Source organism: Thiemannella venezuelensis (assembly GCF_014203605.1).
Lineage (GTDB): Bacteria > Actinomycetota > Actinomycetes > Streptosporangiales > Streptosporangiaceae > Planomonospora_A > Planomonospora_A venezuelensis.
On sequence record NZ_JACHJJ010000003.1, the window covers coordinates 241,340 to 258,140 of the forward strand.

Annotated in this window: 16 protein-coding genes; 10 read left to right on the top strand and 6 right to left on the bottom strand. The window is 73.2% G+C overall.

The genetic code is table 11. The features are described 5' to 3' along the window. The first annotated feature begins 101 nt into the window (after positions 1-101). From FHS22_RS06735 to FHS22_RS06755, 5 genes are all read left to right on the top strand, one after another. Positions 102-1,520 carry a DUF7847 domain-containing protein gene (locus FHS22_RS06735; RefSeq protein WP_184939370.1) on the top strand — a complete coding sequence of 473 codons (1,419 nt, stop codon included), beginning with the start codon at positions 102-104 and terminating at the stop codon, positions 1,518-1,520. Further along, positions 1,517-2,146 (top strand): DUF4129 domain-containing protein, encoded by a 630-nt coding sequence (locus FHS22_RS37845; RefSeq protein WP_338047627.1) that lies wholly within the window; start codon positions 1,517-1,519, stop codon positions 2,144-2,146. Before FHS22_RS06735 ends, FHS22_RS37845 begins: the two co-directional genes overlap by 4 nt. Next, positions 2,143-3,375, top strand: a complete 1,233-nt coding sequence (locus FHS22_RS06745; RefSeq protein WP_221473305.1) for a DUF4350 domain-containing protein — start codon at positions 2,143-2,145, stop codon at positions 3,373-3,375. The genes FHS22_RS37845 and FHS22_RS06745 overlap by 4 nt, the downstream gene beginning before the upstream one ends. 241 nt (positions 3,376-3,616) lie before the next feature. Further along, complete coding sequence (locus FHS22_RS06750; RefSeq protein ID WP_184939641.1) at positions 3,617-4,657, top strand: AAA family ATPase; 1,041 nt, start codon at positions 3,617-3,619, stop codon at positions 4,655-4,657. Beyond that, positions 4,657-5,979 carry a DUF58 domain-containing protein gene (locus tag FHS22_RS06755; RefSeq protein ID WP_184939371.1) on the top strand — a complete coding sequence of 441 codons (1,323 nt, stop codon included), beginning with the start codon at positions 4,657-4,659 and terminating at the stop codon, positions 5,977-5,979. The genes FHS22_RS06750 and FHS22_RS06755 overlap by 1 nt, the downstream gene beginning before the upstream one ends. Positions 5,980-5,992: 13 nt before the next feature. Here FHS22_RS06755 and FHS22_RS06760 read toward each other — a convergent pair whose 3' ends face one another. Further along, a complete protein-coding gene (locus tag FHS22_RS06760) occupies positions 5,993-6,190 on the bottom strand; it encodes a hypothetical protein (protein ID WP_221473306.1) in 198 nt (65 codons plus the stop codon). Between the two features lie 279 nt (positions 6,191-6,469). Here FHS22_RS06760 and FHS22_RS06765 point away from each other — a divergent pair, with 279 nt between their 5' ends. Together FHS22_RS06765 and FHS22_RS06770 are read left to right on the top strand one after the other, a co-directional pair. Then, positions 6,470-7,063, top strand: a complete 594-nt coding sequence (locus tag FHS22_RS06765; RefSeq protein ID WP_184939373.1) for a TetR/AcrR family transcriptional regulator — start codon at positions 6,470-6,472, stop codon at positions 7,061-7,063. Continuing rightward, complete coding sequence (locus FHS22_RS06770) at positions 7,060-7,899, top strand: alpha/beta fold hydrolase (protein WP_184939374.1); 840 nt, start codon at positions 7,060-7,062, stop codon at positions 7,897-7,899. The genes FHS22_RS06765 and FHS22_RS06770 overlap by 4 nt, the downstream gene beginning before the upstream one ends. 130 nt (positions 7,900-8,029) lie before the next feature. Here the strand turns inward: FHS22_RS06770 and FHS22_RS06775 are convergent, their stop codons facing one another. After that, positions 8,030-9,022, bottom strand: coding sequence for a stage II sporulation protein M (locus tag FHS22_RS06775; RefSeq protein ID WP_184939376.1), 993 nt, complete (start codon positions 9,020-9,022; stop codon positions 8,030-8,032). Positions 9,023-9,137: 115 nt separating this feature from the next. Between FHS22_RS06775 and FHS22_RS06780 the strand changes: the two genes are divergently transcribed. Then, the gene (locus tag FHS22_RS06780) at positions 9,138-10,040 is read left to right on the top strand and encodes an RDD family protein (protein WP_338047628.1); all 903 of its coding nucleotides are present in this window, start codon (positions 9,138-9,140) and stop codon (positions 10,038-10,040) included. A gap of 116 nt (positions 10,041-10,156) precedes the next feature. Here FHS22_RS06780 and FHS22_RS06785 read toward each other — a convergent pair whose 3' ends face one another. Then, entirely contained in the window at positions 10,157-11,512 is a 1,356-nt protein-coding gene (locus FHS22_RS06785; protein ID WP_184939642.1) for an LVIVD repeat-containing protein, read from the bottom strand. Between the two features lie 320 nt (positions 11,513-11,832). On the opposite strand from FHS22_RS06785, the gene FHS22_RS06790 reads away from it, so the two are divergent. Next, entirely contained in the window at positions 11,833-12,477 is a 645-nt protein-coding gene (locus FHS22_RS06790; protein ID WP_184939380.1) for a DUF305 domain-containing protein, read from the top strand. A gap of 80 nt (positions 12,478-12,557) precedes the next feature. On the opposite strand, the gene FHS22_RS06795 is transcribed toward FHS22_RS06790, so the two are convergent. Together FHS22_RS06795 and ahcY are read right to left on the bottom strand one after the other, a co-directional pair. Next, a complete protein-coding gene (locus tag FHS22_RS06795) occupies positions 12,558-13,799 on the bottom strand; it encodes an adenosylhomocysteinase (RefSeq protein WP_184939381.1) in 1,242 nt (413 codons plus the stop codon). Positions 13,800-13,859: 60 nt separating this feature from the next. Continuing rightward, complete coding sequence (gene ahcY, locus FHS22_RS06800) at positions 13,860-15,287, bottom strand: adenosylhomocysteinase (RefSeq protein ID WP_184939383.1); 1,428 nt, start codon at positions 15,285-15,287, stop codon at positions 13,860-13,862. 99 nt (positions 15,288-15,386) lie between these two features. On the opposite strand from ahcY, the gene FHS22_RS06805 reads away from it, so the two are divergent. Continuing rightward, positions 15,387-15,722 carry a MerR family DNA-binding transcriptional regulator gene (locus tag FHS22_RS06805; RefSeq protein ID WP_184939385.1) on the top strand — a complete coding sequence of 112 codons (336 nt, stop codon included), beginning with the start codon at positions 15,387-15,389 and terminating at the stop codon, positions 15,720-15,722. Between the two features lie 97 nt (positions 15,723-15,819). Here FHS22_RS06805 and FHS22_RS06810 read toward each other — a convergent pair whose 3' ends face one another. After that, on the bottom strand, positions 15,820-16,770 hold the full coding sequence (locus FHS22_RS06810; protein WP_184939386.1) for a cation diffusion facilitator family transporter: 951 nt from the start codon (positions 16,768-16,770) through the stop codon (positions 15,820-15,822). Positions 16,771-16,801: the final 31 nt, after the last annotated feature.

The window sequence follows — 16,801 nt, forward strand, 5'->3', positions numbered from 1 at the left end:
GGCCATCCCCATGGCCTCTCTCGCCGTCCCCGGCCGTGCAATCGCGGCGAACAATCCCCCCGAACAGCCCAATCAGCGGCCCCTCGTGCCAGGATTGGGATATGTCAGACGGTCACGGCTTCAACCCCGACACGCCACCGGGCTGGGCGTCCAACCAGCCCCCGCCCTACGGCGGCCAGGGGCCGGAGCCGTGGGCCACTCCCGGCTCCGGCGGCACTCCCCCCAAGAGCCCGGGGAACCCGTACGGCGGAGCACCCGGCCCGTACGACCGGCAACCCGGCGGAGCAGGGCCCCACGGCCAGCAGCCCTACGGCGGGGCACCCGGCTCCTACGGCCAGCAGCCCTACGGCGGGGCACCGGGTCCCTACGGGTACGGCGCCCCGGCCTACGGGGCCCCGCCCGCGCTCAAGCCCGGCATCATCCCGCTGCGCCCGCTCGCCCTGGGCGACATCTACAACGGCGCGGTCCAGTTCATCCGGAGCAACCCCAGGGCCACCCTGGGCCTGTCCGCGGCGGTGACCGCCGTCTCCGCGATCATCGGGCTGCTCGTGCAGCTCCCGACCCTGGGCATGCTGGCCGACGCCGCCGCGGACCCGACCGCGTTCACCCGGGACCCCTCGCAGCTCTTCGGCGCCTTCACCACCTTCTTCCTGGGCACCCTCGTCGGCGCCGTCCTCCAGATGATCGCGATCATCGTGCTGAGCGGCATGCTCACCAGCGTGCTGGGCCGCTCCGTGTTCGGCGAGCCGGTCTCCGTGGGACAGGCCTGGCGGCTGACCGCCGGCCGGATCCTGCCGCTGCTGGGACTGGCGCTGCTCCAGGTCCTCATGGTCTTCGGGCTCATGATCGCGCTCGTCGCGGTGGCCACCGTGCTGATCAGTGTGATCATCGCGGCGGAGGCGCCGGTCGCGCTCGCCGTCGTGGTGGGCCTCGTCCTCGGCCTCGGCAGCATCGCCGGCGCGATCTTCCTCTACACCAAGCTCAGCCTCGCCGGACCGGTGATCGTGCTGGAGCGCGCCGGGGCGTTCACCGCCATCGGCCGGTCGTTCCGCCTGGTCAAGGGCGACTTCTGGCGGGTCTTCGGCATCCTGCTCCTCACCGCGATCATCGCGGGCCTGGTCGGCGGAGCCGTGAGCGTGCCGTTCTCCCTCACCAGCGGGCTGATCTCCCCCACCGACCAGGATTTCGAGACGGCGCTGACGGTCTCCCTGATCCTGAGCTCGCTGGGCGCCATCGTCTCCGGGACGATCACCAACCCCTTCTCCGCCGCCGTCACCGCGCTCCTCTACACCGACCGGCGGATGCGCGCCGAGGCGTTCGACCTGGTCCTCCAGACCGCCGCCACGGACCGCCAGCGCGGCGTGCACGGTCCGGCCGCCGAGGACCTGTGGCACCCGTCCCACGCCGCGGGCGCCCAGCCCTACGGCTACGGCTACGGCTACGGCCAGCCGCCCCAGGGACCGCAGGGCCCCCACGGCTACGGCCACCCGCCCCAGGATCCGGGAGCCTGGCCCCGGTGATCTCCGACGTCCCGGTCGACATCACGCGGGAGGACGCCCGGGAGGCGGCCGTCCGCGAGCTGGCCACGTCGATCTACCCCAAGGAATCCTGGTGGGACCGGTTCCTGGAGGGGGTGAGGGACTGGCTGTCCGACCTGATCGACTCCGCCTCCGGCGTGCCCGGCGGCTGGTTCTCGATCATCCTGCTGGTCCTCGTCATCCTCGGCGTCGCCCTGCCCGTCCTGTCGATGGCCCGCAGGGCCAGCCGCGCCCGGACGGGTGGCGGCGCCGGCGAACTGCTCGGCGGGCGCGCCCGCACCGCGGCCGAGCACCGCGCCGTCGCCGAGGCCCACGCGGCCGCGGGCCGGTGGTCCGAGGCGATCAGGGAGCGGCTGCGGGCCATCGCCCGCACCCTGGAGGACCGGGCCCTCCTCGAACGGCTGCCCGGCCGTACCGCGGACGAGCTGGCCGCCGAGGCCGGCCGGATGCTCCCCGGCGCCGCCGCCGCGCTGGCCGAGGGCGCCCGCCTCTTCGACGACGTCACCTACGGCGACCTGCCCGGCACCGCCGAGGGCTACCGGCGCATGGCCGACCTCGACGACCTCGTCCTCCAGGCCAGGCCGGCGCTGTCGGGAGCCCCGGGATGACCCCGGACGCGCCCGCCTCCGCGCCCGTGCCGGAGGCCGCTCCCGTGAGCGCGCCCGGCGCCCCCCTCCCGGGCGTCCCGTCCCCCGGCGCCCCGTCCCCGAGCGCGCCGGCCTCACCGCGCGCGCAGGACCTCTGGCGGCGCTGGCGGGGGGTGCTCGGCGTCCTGGCGTTCATGGTCGTGCTCGCCGCGCTGACCGCGCTGGTCACCCAGCCGCGGCCCGGCGGCTACCTCGACCCCGAGGCGACGACCCCGGGGGGCGCGCACGCCCTCGCCCGGCTCCTGCGCGACCAGGGCGTGGAGGTACGGCCCGCGCGCACCGTCGACGAGGCCCGCGAGCTGGCCGCCCCCGACTCGCTGCTGCTGGTGACGAGGACCGAGTTCCTCGCCGCCGGGTGGCTGATGGACGACCTCGCCACGGTGCCCGGCGACCGCCTGCTCGTCGAGCCCGTGACCCAGGCGCTGCAGTCGCTCGCCCCCGGCCTCGGCGCGGGCGCGCTGACCGACGTGGAGCCGCGCGCTCCGGGCTGCGCGCTGCCCGCCGCGGTGAAGGCGGGCACCGCGGTGACCGGCGGCGTCTCCTACAACGCCCCCTCCGGCGCGACGAGCTGCTACGGCGGCGGCGTGATCCGCTACACCGACGGCGGCAGGACCGTCACCGTCCTCGGCTCCGGCGAGTTCATGAGCAACCGGCGGCTGGCCGAGGAGGGCGACGCCGCCCTCGCGATGAACCTGGCGGGCACCCGTCCGGTCGTGGTCTGGCTGGCGCCCACGTTCCCGCAGGCGGGTCCGGCCGACGGCGAGACCTCCCTGGCGGACCTGATCCCGCCGGGGGTCACGTGGGCCGCCGTGCAGCTGCTCGCGGCCGTCGTGCTGGTCGCCCTCTGGCGGGTCCGCAGGCTCGGACCGGTGGTCGCCGAACGGCTCCCGGTCGTGGTGCGCGCGGCGGAGACCGCCGAGGGGCGGGGACGCCTCTACCGGTCCCGCGGAGCCCGCGACCGGGCTGCGGCGGCCCTGCGGGCCGCGGCGCTGGACCGGATCGTCCCGCGTCTCGGGCTGGCCGGCGACGTCACCCCGGCGGGGGTCGTGGCCGCCGTCGCCATGCGGACCGGGCAGGATGCACAGCAGGCGGGAGCCGTGCTGTACGGCGCGGCGCCCGGAGACGACGCGGGGCTCGTGGCCCTGGCCCGGCACCTCGACGCCCTGGAAAGACAGGTACGAGACTCGTGAGCGAGCGGAGCGAGCGAGCCATGGACACAGCAGCGTCGCGAACGCGACCGACGGAGGAGGCCGCGTGAGCGAGCGGAGCGAGCGAGCCATGGACACAGCAGCGTCGCGAACGCGACCGACGGAGGAGGCCGCGTGAGCGAGCGGAGCGAGCGAGCCATGGACACAGCAGCGTCGCGAACGCGACCGACGGAGGAGGCCGCGTGAGCGAGCACATCAGCACGGGGGAGAAGAACGCGTGACCATGCCCGGGGCGGGGCCCGATCCGAGCCCCCAGCAGACCATCGCCTACCCGAACCGGATCCCCGGCGCGGACCGGGGCCCGGCCGGCGGCCCGGGCGGTGACGCGGCCCGCGCCTCGCTCGGCGCGCTGCGCGCCGAGGTCGCCAAGGCCGTCGTCGGCCAGGACGCCGTGGTCACCGGCCTGGTGATCGCCCTGCTCTGCCGGGGCCACGTGCTGCTCGAAGGCGTGCCCGGCGTCGCCAAGACCCTGCTGGTCCGGACCATGGCCACGGCGCTGTCCATGGACTTCAAGCGCGTGCAGTTCACCCCGGACCTGATGCCGGGAGACGTGACGGGTTCGCTGGTCTACGACGCGAAGACCTCGGAGTTCGAGTTCCACGAGGGTCCGGTCTTCACCAACCTGCTGCTCGCCGACGAGATCAACCGCACACCGCCCAAGACCCAGGCCGCCCTGCTGGAGGCCATGGAGGAGCGGCAGGTCAGCGTCGAGGGAACACCCCGCAGACTGCCCGACCCGTTCATCGTCGCGGCCACCCAGAACCCGGTCGAGTACGAGGGCACCTACCAGCTCCCCGAGGCCCAGCTCGACCGGTTCCTGCTCAAGCTCACCGTGCCGCTCCCCTCGCGCGAGCAGGAGATCGCGGTGCTGGAGCGGCACGCGCACGGCTTCGACCCCAGGGACCTGTCCCAGATCAAGGCGGTGACCTCGGCAGAGGACCTGGCCGTGGGGCGCGCGGCGGTCGCCCAGGTGCACGTGGGCCCCGAGGTCCTCGGCTACGCCGTGGACATCGCCCGCGCCACCCGGCAGTCGCCGTCCCTGCGCATGGGCGTCTCCCCGCGCGGCGCGACCGCGCTGCTGGGCGCCTCCCGGGCCTGGGCCTGGCTGTCGGGCCGCGGCTACGTCACCCCGGACGACATCAAGGCGCTGGCCCTGCCCGCGCTCCGGCACCGGATCCAGCTCCGGCCCGAGGCCGAGCTGGAAGGCGCGACCCCCGACGGCGTCCTCGACGGCATCCTCGCCGCCGTCCCCGTGCCGCGCTGATGGCGCTCACCGGACGCACCGGGCTGCTCGCCGCCGTGAGCGCGCTCGCGGTGCTGTTCGCCCCGCAGCCGGGCGCCGCCGTCCTCGGGCTGCTCCTGCTCCTGGCGGCGCTGGTCACGGTGGACCTGCTGCTCGCCGGGTCCGTCCGCCCGCTCCGGCTGGAGCGCGCGGGGGAGCGCAGGGTACGGCTCGGCGACTCCGTCGAGATGGTCCTGACCGTGGAGAACCCGGGGCGGCGGCGGGTCCGCGGCCGGGTCAGGGACGCCTGGCCGCCCAGCGCCCGCGCGCGGCCGGCGGAGCAGCCGCTGGACGTCCCCGCCGGGGAGCGCCGCCGGATCGTCACCACGCTGGCCCCGCTCCGGCGGGGCGACCGGGAGTCCGCCGGGGTCACCGTCCGCTCGGTCGGGCCGCTGGGCCTGGCCGCGCGGCAGGGCTCGCACGCCGTGCCGTGGACGGTCCGGGTGCTGCCGCCCTTCCTCAGCCGGACCCACCTGCCGGCCAAGCTCTCCCGGCTGCGGGAGCTGGAGGGGCGCAACCCCGTGCTGATCCGCGGCCAGGGCACCGAGTTCGACTCCCTCCGGGAGTACGTGGCCGGCGACGACGTGCGCTCCATCGACTGGCGGGCGACCGCCCGGCGCAGCGACGTCGTGGTGCGGACCTGGCGGCCCGAGCGGGACCGGCGCGTGCTGATCGTGCTCGACACCAGCCGTACCTCGGCCGGGCGCGTCGGGCTGGACCCGGCCTCCGGCGACCCGTCCGGCTGGCCCCGCCTCGACTGGTCGATGGACGCCGCGCTGCTGCTCGCCGCGCTCGCGGCCCGCGCCGGGGACCGGGTGGACTTCCTCGCCCACGACCGCGCGGTCCGCGCCTGGGTGCCCGGCGCCTCCCGCACCGAGCTGCTGTCCGTCCTGGTCAACGCCATGGCGCCGATGGAGGCGGAGCTGGTCGAGGCCGACTCCGAGGGCATGGTCACCGCGATCATGTCCAGGGCCGCCCACCGCTGCCTGGTGGTGCTGCTCACCGACCTGAACCCGGCCTCCCTGGAGGAGGGCCTGCTCCCGGTACTCCCCCAGCTCGCCTCCCGCCACCTGGTCCTGCTCGCCGCGGTCTCCGACCCGCGGGTCGCCGCCATGGCCGAGGGCAGGGACACGCTGGAGCAGGTCTACGACGCGGCCGCGGCCGAGCACCTGCGCGGCGAGCGGCGGCGGATGACCTCGCGGCTGCGCCGCCACGGCGTCGAGGTCGTCGACGCGCTCCCCGACCAGCTCGCGCCCGCCCTCGCCGACGCCTACCTGGCCCTGAAGGCCGCCGGACGGCTCTGAACGGATGTCCGGTTCAGGCCGCCGAAGAGTGGCCGCCGGTGGATGTCTCGTCCGGCTGGGGACGGTGATGCGGCGTGAAGACGAAAGTCGAGTCGCCGTCGTCCAGTCGGATGCTCAGGGAGGCGTCCGGGGCTCCGGCGAGGCGGGTCAGCAGGGCGAGAGTGGGTACGGAGTCGCCGCCTTCGATGGTGGAGATCTGCGGTTGGGTCATGCCTGCGCGGCGGGCCGGCTCGGTCTGGGGGAGGACCTCCACGGGCACCCGAGGCCGGCCTGTACCGATTCAGGCCGTCAGCCAGCCGGGACGACGTCGAGGGCGCGCTCGACGTCCCGGACCGCCCGCCTGAAGTACACCGCGCAGCAAGGAAGGCCGCCTGCGTCGCGGGCGGTTCTCCGGCCGGTGTACGGCTCATCCCACGAATCTAGGATCCCTAGGCAAAAACTTGCTATATTAGTTATAGTCGAATATATCTAGGGTGAGGATGGTGCGGGTATGGCGCGGGCAGGGTTGACCGCGGACCGGGTGACGCTCGCCGGCGCCGAGCTGGCCGACGAGGTCGGGCTTGAGCACGTGACCATGTCGGCGGTGGCGCGGCGGCTCGGGGTGAAGGACGCCAGCCTCTACGCGCACGTCCGCAACCTGGAGGACCTGCGCGGGCGGATCGCGCTGCTGGCGGCGGACGAGAAGACCGTCCGCATCGCGGAGGCCACCGCCGGGCGGGCCGGGAAGGACGCGCTGGCGGCGTACGCGAACGCCTGGCGGGAGTACGCCCACGACCACCCGGGCCGGTACACGGCGACGCAGATCCCGATGAAGATCGACCCGGAGCTCCTCGCCAGGGCGCCCGGGCCGCGGCGCGCGGTCGAGCTGACCTACAGCATGCTGCGCGCGTACGCCCTGGACGAGCCCGACCTGACCGACGCGGTCCGGCTGGTGCGCAGCGCCCTCCACGGCTTCGTCAACCTCGAGGCCGCGGGCGGGTTCGCGCACGCCCGCCCGGCCGGGGACTCCTGGGTCCGCTGCCTCGACGCCCTGCACACCCTCCTGGAGCGCTGGCCCGCACACCGTGAAGGAGACGCGCCATGACCGAGCCGGCCATCGGCCGCCTGCGCGCGGACGGCGCCACCCTGCGCTACGAGGTGCGCGGCAGCGGCCCGCTTCTGCTGCTGATCCCCGGCGGCACCGGCGGCGCGGCCTCCTTCGACGGCGTCGCCGACGGCCTGGCCGCCGATCACACGGTCGCGTCCTACGACCCGCGCGGCCTGTCCCGCAGCCCGCTGGACGACCCGCAGGCCCCGCAGCGGGTCGCGCAGCACGCCGACGACGCGCTCCGGCTGCTGGATCTGCTGTCCCCGGACAGGCCCGCCCGCGTGGTCGGCTGCAGTTCGGGGGCGATCGTCGCGCTGCACCTGCTCGCCACCCGTCCCGAGCGGATCGAACGCGTCGTGGCGCACGAACCGCCGGTGGTGGAGGTGCTGCCGGACGCCGCCGAGCACCGCGCGCTGCTCGCCCGCGTCCAGGACACGTTCCGCCGCGACGGGCCGATGCCTGCTGCGGCCGTCTTCGCGGCCGGCCTCAGGCGGCCCGGCGCCGATCCCGCCGGCGCCCGGGCGGCCACCGGACCACCGCCTCAGGCGACCGCGCGAGTCGAGCGGACGATGGCGGACATGCCCTACTTCCTCGGGCGCATCGTACCGAGCTTCATGGCCTACACCCCGGACGTGGACCGGCTGGAGGCCCTGTCGGACCGACTCGTGCTCGCGGGCGGAGCGGACTCACGCGGTGAACTGCCCTACCGTCCCGCCGCCTTCCTGGCCGAGCGGTTCGGCACCGAGCTCGTCCACTTCCCCGGCGGGCACACGGGCCTCAGCACGCACCCCGCCGAGTTCGGGGAGCTGCTCCGCGAGGTGCTGAGCGCTTAGCGCCCCGGGTTGAAGGGCCTCCGCACGAAGCTCCGGGCGGTGCCCGGCCCACGGAGCCGACCGTCCTTCGGGCCCGCACGGACGCCGGTGGCCTCGGGGCCGCCGCGCGCGGGCCGTACCGGCCGGGCCGTCAGCCCGCCGGGACGACGTCGGGGGCGCGCTCGACGTCCCCGCTCTCGCCCTCCCGGACCGCCCGGCGGCCGAAGTACGCCACGTAGCCGAGGAAGGCGGCCTCGGCGGCCACCCCGATGCCGATCCGCGCCCAGGTCGGCAGCGGGGACGGGGTGACCAGCGCCTCGATCAGGCCGGAGACGAGCAGCACGACGACCAGGCCGATCGCGACACTGACGATCACGCGTCCCTGCTCGGCCAGCGCCTGGCCGCGCGGGCGCGGCCCGGGGTCGACGGCGGTCCAGCCGAGCTTCAGGCCCGCCCCCGCGGCGAGGAAGACGGCGGTGAGCTCCAGCAGCCCGTGCGGGATGATCAGCCCGAAGAAGATGTCGCTCTTGCCCGCCGCCGCCATCAGGCCTCCCGTGACCCCGACGTTGAGCGCGTTCATCAGCAGGACGTACAGGATCGGCACGCCCAGCAGGACCGAGAACGCGATGCACTGCGCCGCCACCCAGGCGTTGTTCGTCCACACGTGCGCGGCGAAGGAGCCCGCGGGGTTCTCGCTGTAGTAGTCGGCGAAGTCGTGCTCGACGAGCTGCCGGATCTCCTCGGGGGTGCCGAGGACCGCCTGCACCTCGGGGCTGCCCGCCACCCACGCCCCGGCGGCCACCGCGACCGCCGCCGAGGCGAGCGTCGCCCCCAGCCACCAGCGCCAGGACCGGTAGGCCGCGACGGGGAACGAGACAGTCCAGAACCTGACGAACTCCCGCCAGGCGGGCGCGTGCGCCCCGGTGACGGCCGACCGGGCCCTGGCCACCAGGGACGACAGCCTCCCGACCAGGAGGGGGTCGTGGGACGACGAGCGCACGATGGACAGGTGCGTCGCCACCCGCTGGTAGAGCTCGACCAGCTCGTCGACCTCCGCCCCGTCCAGGGACCGCCGCCGCCGTACGAGCTGCTCCAGGCGGTCCCAGGTCGGCTGGTTGACGGTCACGAAGGCGTCGATGTCCACGTCCCGAGCCTATTGGCCGCGCCCCGGACCCGCCACGCCGCCTCACGCCCCCGCCCCCGCCCCCGCGACAGGGCGGAATCCCGGTACGGCCGCCGCGGGCGGTAGGGTCGGTCGTGTGTCCGATCTGGTGACCGGTGACGCCGTCGTCGTCGACGTGCAGACCGCGCAGCTGCCCGTCCGGGTGGCCGCCTTCCTGATCGATCTCCTCGTGCAGGCCGTGGCGATGACCCTCGTCGTCCTCGTCGTGACGAACTCCACCACCGTGGCGGACTCCTCGCTCGCCCAGGCGCTCCTGATCCTGTTCGTCGTGCTGGTCTTCGTGGGCTACCCCGTGCTGACCGAGACGCTCACCCGGGGGCGCACCCTCGGCAAGCTCGCCCTCGGACTGCGGGTGGTCGGCGACGACGGCGGCCCGGAGCTGTTCCGCCAGGCGCTCTTCCGCGCGCTGGCCGGTTTCGTCGAGATCTACGCGTTCAGCGGCGGCCCCGCCGTCATCTGCTCGCTCGTCTCCGCCAAGGGCAAGCGGCTCGGCGACGTCTTCGCCGGGACGATGGTGATCTCGGAGCGCGGCCCGCGCGCCGTCGGCCCGCCGCCGCAGATGCCGCCGCAGCTCGCCGGATGGGCGGCGACCCTGGAGCTCTCCCAGCTTCCCGAGGACCTCATCCACACCGCCCGGCAGTACCTCACGCGCCGGGACGACCTCTCCCCCGCGGCCGAGCACGAGATGGGCGCCCGCATCGCGGCCCGGACGATCGCCCTCGTCTCCCCTCCCCCGCCCCCCGGCGTGCCGCCGCACGCCTACCTCTCCGCGGTCCTGGCCGAACGGCGCCGGCGCCACCTGGACCGCCTGCTGCGCCGCGCCGCCGCCCGCTCCGCCGCCCACCCGCACGGCCCTGCCCGCTCGTACGGCCCCGCGCAGCCGTACCCGGCCGTCTTCGCCCAGCCGGACGGCCCCGCCCCGCCCCGAACGGCCGCGCCGCCGCCCGCCTCTCCCGGCGGCTTCGCCCCTCCCCTCTGACCTCCGGGCACGCGGTCGGCCGCCGCGGTCGTGCTCCGGGACCGTCCTCCGTCCGCTCCGGCGGTGACGCCGGGGGAACGACGGGCGGGCCGCCGTCCCCCCGGGTCGCGGAGGCGCTACCAGTGGCCGTGGCCGCGGTAGGACTCCTGTGTCTGCACGTTCAGCAGGCCCGTGCGGACGCGGCGCGCCGGATCGGTGCGGCGGTCATCGATCTTGACGACGTCGAAGCCCTTGTGGAAGTCGCTGCCGTAGATGTAGCCGTTGTAGTAGTAGGCCGACCAGATGCCGCCCCCGCCCGGGAGGGACTCGGGCCCGCGCTCGAAGAAGCCGATCTCCTGCGGGTTGGCCGAGTCGGTGAAGTCCCAGATCGAGATGCCGCCCTGGTACCAGGCCTGGACCATGATGTCCTTGCCCTTGACCGGGATCAGCGAGCCGTTGTGGGCGACGCAGTTCTCGTTGTCCGCCTGGTGGCGGGAGATCTTGAAGTAGCTCTTGAAGACGAGCTGGCCCTTGACGATGTCGTAGATGGCGTCCGCGCCCCGGTTCGGGCCGGTGGCCTCGTTGCAGGTGGCGCCGGAGCCGCCGCCGAGCTCGTCGGTGAAGACGACCTTGGTGGCCGAGTTGTTGAACGTCGCCGAGTGCCAGAAGGCGAAGTTCGGATCGGTCACGCGGGCGGTCACCACCGGGTTCAGCCGGTCGGAGATGTCGAGGAGCACACCGTCGCCCATGCAGGCGCCCGCGGCGATGTTCTTCTCCGCGTAGACGGTGATGTCGTGGCAGCCGCTGGTGGGCAGCAGCAGGCCTGGCTGGGTCTCGTTGCCGCCGTCGGGGAAGATCACCGGGGTGGCCGCGACGGCCGCGTCCGCCGGGCTCCTGAGCGGCACCTTGATGACGGAGATCTTGTCGTGCGGCGGCTGGCAGTCGGGGAAGTTCACGTTCGGCAGGTAGGAGGAGACGTAGAGGTAGACGTTGCGCCGCTTGTCCCGGCCCTTGCCCGGCACCAGCGTCAGGGTGTGCGAGCCGCAGTTCGTCTCGACGGACTTGATGTACTTCGGGTTGGCCTTGTCGCTGATGTCGAAGATCCGGACGCCCTCCCACGACTCCTTGACCGCCGCGGACTGCGCGGTGCTGCTGCAGGAGTCGTTGTTGCGGGAGGAGTCGACGGCGCCGAACAGCAGGTCGCCGTAGACCGCCACGTCCATCTGCGAGCCGGGGCAGACGACGGAGCCGACGGCCTTGGCCCGCTTCGGGTCGCGGACGTCGTAGATGGAGAAGCCGCCGTAGTTGCCGACGTAGGCGTAGCCGTCCTGGAAGGCGATGTCGGTGTTGATGGTGTTGGCCAGCCCGTCGGGCTTCGCGACCGTGGTCACGTGCGAGACGTTGGGACTCGTGACGATCTGGTCCGGCGGCGGGATCTCCGCCGCCTGGGCGTACACGGTGGGCGCGAGCAACGCCACCGCGGCCGCCGCCATGATGAGGGTACGGCCCGCTCTTCGGGGGATGAGCACTCGGAGCCTCCTGGGAGAACTGGGAGAAGGCACACAGAAACCAGCAAATTGTCAGCCTCGTCGGTCAACCCGGCCAGACGTCAGGCTGTAAGGAGAAACATCTATGGTGACACCTTTACCATGACGGTCATCGGTTGTACGGTCTACCACCGCTCCTTCCCGTGTCCCGCCGTACCGGACACACGGTCCCCTCCGGGCGCGGGAGCCCTCACCGCCCGTCTTTACCCGGCGGATCACCACGGGTTACGTTGCTGCGCACGGACCCTATCCGCGAAGGAGGCCGGGTGCGCGTTCCGCTCGTCCTCGCGGCCGTCGCCGCGCTCTCCCTGACCGTCTCCCTGTCCGCCTGCAGCTCCGCGCCCGGGCCGCGGCCCTCCGCGGGACCCGCCGTACCCGTCATCGTCCCCGGCGGGCCCGGTGAGAGCGCCAGGACGGCCGATCCGCAGGAGGCCCGCACGCTCGTCCCCACCCCGGTCGCCAACGCCGTGGACGTGGAGTACACCCGGGACATGATCGTCCACCACCGGCAGGCCCTCGACATGGCGCTGCTCGCCCCCTCCCGCGCCCGGTCGGCGGAGCTGAAGGGCCTCGCCTCCCGCATCAAGGACACCCAGGGTCCCGAGATCCAGTTCATGACCTCCTGGCTGCAGGAGCAGGGGCAGCGCCCGCACGGCCACCACACCGCGCACGAGGGCATGCCCGGCATGGCCACCCCGGAGCAGATGGGGGCGTTGAAGGCCGCCGCGGGGACGGAGTTCGACCGGCTCTTCCTGCAGCTGATGATCGCCCACCACCAGGGTGCGATCACGATGTCCGAGCGGGTCTTCACCGGCGGGTCGCACATCAGGATCCAGGAGCTCGCCGGTGACGTCACCGCGACCCAGAGCGCCGAGATCCGCCACATGCTCCGGATCCGGGCGACGCTCTGAGCCCGCCTCCGGCTCCTCGGACCGGCGCCGGGCGGAGTGCGGAGCGCCGTGTCCCGTACTCCCGCGGGGCCGGTCCGGGGCTAGGAGCCGGCCCGCCAGGAGTGGAGGTACCGCTCCTGCTCGCCGGTCAGCTCGTCCACCTCGATCCCGGCCGCGGCCAGTTTGAGCCGCGCGACCTCCACGTCCACCTCTCCGGGGACGTCGTGCACGCCGGGCGCCGGCCGCACCGGGTCCCGGGCCAGCCACGCGACGGCCAGCGCCTGGGCGGAGAACGACATGTCCATGACCGCGGCCGGATGCCCCTCCGCCGCCGTCAGGTTGACCAGGCGCCCCTCGGCCAGCAGCAGGAGCCGGCGCCCGTCGGCGAGGACGTACTCGTCGGTGTTCGGGCGCACCCCCCGGTGCACGGCCTGCGCCAGCTCGTCCAGGGCCCGCACGTCGATCTCGACGTCGAAGTGGCCCGCGTTGGCCAGGATCGCGCCGTCCTTCATCGCCACCAGGTGCTCGCCCCTGATCACGTCGCGGTTGCCGGTGACCGTGACGAACACGTCCCCCTCGGGGGCCGCTCCGGCCATCGGCCGCACCTCGTAGCCCTGCAGCGAGGCGTCCAGCGCCTTGACCGGGTCGATCTCGGTGACCACCACCCGCGCGCCGAGGCCCCTGGCCCGCTCGGCCACGCCCCTGCCGCAGTAGCCGAACCCGGCGACCACCACGGTCTTGCCCGCGAGCAGGGTGTTGGTGGCCCGCATGATGCCGTCCATCGTGGACTGGCCGGTGCCGTACCGGTTGTCGAACATCCGCTTGGTCCTGGTGTCGTTGACCGCGACCATCGGGAACCTCAGGGCCTTCTCGGCCGCCATCTGGCGGAGCCGGATGACTCCGGTCGTGGTCTCCTCGCAGCCGCCGAGGACACCGTCGAGCAGCTCGGTGCGCTCGGTGTGCAGGATGTTCACCAGGTCGCAGCCGTCGTCCAGGACGATCTCCGGGGCGATGTCGAGCGCCTGGTGGATGTGCCGGTAGTAGGTCTCCCGGTCCACCCCGGCCCGGGCGTGCACCGCGACCCCGTAATCGGCCAGCGCGGCGGCCACGTCGTCCTGGGTGGACAGCGGGTTGGAGGCGGCCAGCGCGATCTCGGCCCCGCCGGCCCGCAGCGCCCCCATCAGCACCGCGGTCTCCGCGGTGACGTGAAGGCACGCGGCGATCCTCAGGCCCTCCAGCGGCCGCTCGGCCGCGAACCGCGTCCCGAGCGCGGTGAGCACGGGCATCGCCCGCGCCGCCCAGCCGATCCGCCGCTCCCCCGCCTGGCCCAGCGCGTTGTCCACGTCTCTCCCTAGATGGCCCGAAGGCCCCCGCAGGACTGCGGGGGCCCGGGTCGCTGCGGCCTAGTAGCGGTAGTGGTCGGCCTTGTAGGGGCCCTCGATCGGGACGCCGATGTAGTCGGCCTGGGCCTTGGTGAGCTCGGTGAGCTTCACCCCCAGCGCGTCGAGGTGGAGGCGGGCCACCTTCTCGTCCAGGTGCTTGGGGAGCACGTAGACGCCGACCGGGTAGTCCTCGGTCTTGGTGAACAGCTCGATCTGGGCGATCACCTGGTTGGTGAACGAGTTGGACATGACGAACGACGGGTGGCCGGTGGCGCAGCCCAGGTTCATCAGGCGGCCCTCGGCGAGCACGATGATGGCGTGGCCGTCGGGGAAGGTCCAGGTGTGGACCTGCGGCTTGACCTCCTCCTTCACGATGCCGGGGATCTTCGCCAGGCCGGCCATGTCGATCTCGTTGTCGAAGTGGCCGATGTTGGACACGATGGCGTTGTGCTTCATCCGCGACATGTGATCGGCCGTGATGATGTCGAAGTTGCCGGTCGTGGTGACGAAGATGTCGGCGATCTCGACGACGTCCTCCAGCGTGGTGACCTGGAAGCCGTCCATCGCCGCCTGCAGGGCGCAGATCGGGTCGATCTCGGTGACGATGACGCGGGCGCCCTGGCCGCGCAGCGCGTCGGCGCAGCCCTTGCCGACGTCGCCGTAGCCGCACACGACCGCGACCTTGCCGCCGATCAGCACGTCGGTGGCGCGGTTGAGGCCGTCGATGACCGAGTGGCGGCAGCCGTACTTGTTGTCGAACTTCGACTTGGTCACCGAGTCGTTGACGTTGATCGCCGGGAAGAGCAGGCTGCCGGCCTTGAACATCTCGTAGAGGCGGTGGACGCCGGTGGTGGTCTCCTCGGTGACGCCCTTGATGCGCGAGGCGATCTCGGTCCACGTGTTCTCGGCGGTGACGGTGCGGCGGAGCAGGTCGAGGATGACCTTCCACTCCTCCGGGTCGTCCTCGGCGGCGCTGGGGACGGCGCCGGCCTTCTCGTACTCGGCGCCCTTGTGGACGAGGAGGGTGGCGTCGCCGCCGTCGTCGAGGATCATGTTGGGGCCGTCACCACCGGGCCAGATGAGGGCCTGCTCGGTGCACCACCAGTACTCTTCCAGGGTCTCGCCCTTCCAGGCGAAGACCGGGACGCCCCTGGGCTCGTCGACGGTGCCCTCGGGGCCGACGACGACGGCCGCGGCGGCGTGGTCCTGGGTGGAGAAGATGTTGCAGCTCACCCAGCGGACCTCGGCGCCGAGCGCGACCAGCGTCTCGATGAGCACGGCGGTCTGGATGGTCATGTGCAGCGAGCCCATGATCTTCGCCCCGGCCAGCGGCTGCGCGGCGGCGTACTCCTTGCGGATGGCCATCAGACCGGGCATCTCGTGCTCGGCGAGCTGGATCTCCTTGCGCCCGAAGGCCGCAAGGGAAAGGTCGGCGACCTTGAAGTCCATGTGTTACCCCTCTACCGGAAAGTCAACGCCTGCGAGTCTAGACGCGCCCGAGCGCCTGTCGCACGCCACATGGCCCGAAAGTGACATAAGATTGTCAGAATGCGTATCACCGAGGCCGCCAGACGGCTGGGGATGTCCCCCCGGATGCTCCGCTACCGCGAGGCGCTGGGCCTGCTCCCGCCGGTGCGGGAGCAGGGGGCGCACCGCCGGTTCGGGCCCGACGAGCTCGCCGCCGTGGCCCAGGGGGTGGAGCTGGAGCGGCGCTTCGACATCTCTCCGAGCGAGCTGGCCTTCGCGCTGCGGGTGCTGAGCGAGCCCGCGGTGGCGCAGGCCGTACGGGAGCTGGGCCTGCGGATCGGCCGGCTGCAGGCCCCGCGCCGGGCCCTGGACTTCGAGAAGGAGAAGGCCCTGCGCCTCCTTCAGGGCCGTCCGTAGAGACGTGTCCGGCCCCGCGACGGCGAACGCCGTACCGGCGCGCCGGGAGGAGGACCTCCGCGGGCGGCGGTACGGCGTTCGCCGGTGCCGGGCGGGATCAGGCGGAGCCGGAGGGAGCACCGCCGCCGGAAGCGGCGGTCTCGCGGTAGAGGTCGGGCTCCAGGTAGATGACGCGGGCCTCGGGGACGGCCTCGCGGACGCGGCGCTCGGCCTCGTCGATGCCGCGGGCCACCTCGGCGGCGGTGTCGTCGTGCGGCACCGCGATCTTGGCGGCGACCAGGATCTCCTCCGGGCCCAGGTGCAGCGTGCGCATGTGGATGACCTTGTTGACCTCGGGCGAGCCCTCCAGCGCGGTGCGGATCTGCTTCTCGACCTCGGGACCGGCTCCCTCGCCGATCAGCAGCGACTTGGTCTCGACGGCCAGGATGACGGCGATGACCGCGAGCAGGACACCGATCATCAGGGTGCCGATGCCGTCCCAGACGGCGTCACCGGTCACCACGGCCATCGTCACGCCGAAGAGCGCGAAGATCAGGCCGAGCAGCGCGCCGAGATCCTCCAGGACGATGACGGGCAGCTCGGGGGACTTGGAGCGGCGGATGAACGAGACCCAGGACTGGTTCCCCCGGATCGCGTTCGACTCCTTGATCGCGGTGCGGAAGGAGAACGCCTCGGCGATGATCGCGAAGATCAGCACGCCGAACGCCCACTGCGGGGACTCCAGGTCCTCGGGGTGGGAGATCTTGTGCCAGCCCTCGTAGAGGGAGAACAGCGCGCCGATCGTGAACAGCACGACCGCCACCACGAACGCGTAGAAGTAGCGTTCCCGGCCGTAGCCGAAGGGGTGCTCGGGGGTGCGCTCCCGGGCCGCCCGCTTGCCGCCGAGCAGCAGCAGCGCCTGGTTGCCCGAGTCCGCCACGGAGTGGATGCCCTCCGCGAGCATGGCCGAGGAGCCGGTGAAGACGAACGCGACGAACTTGGCCGCCGCGATCGACAGGTTGGCGGCAAGTGCCGCGACGATCGCCTTAGTACCGCCGCTCGCGCTCACGGCAGCCTCCACTCAAGTCAATTCCGGAAAA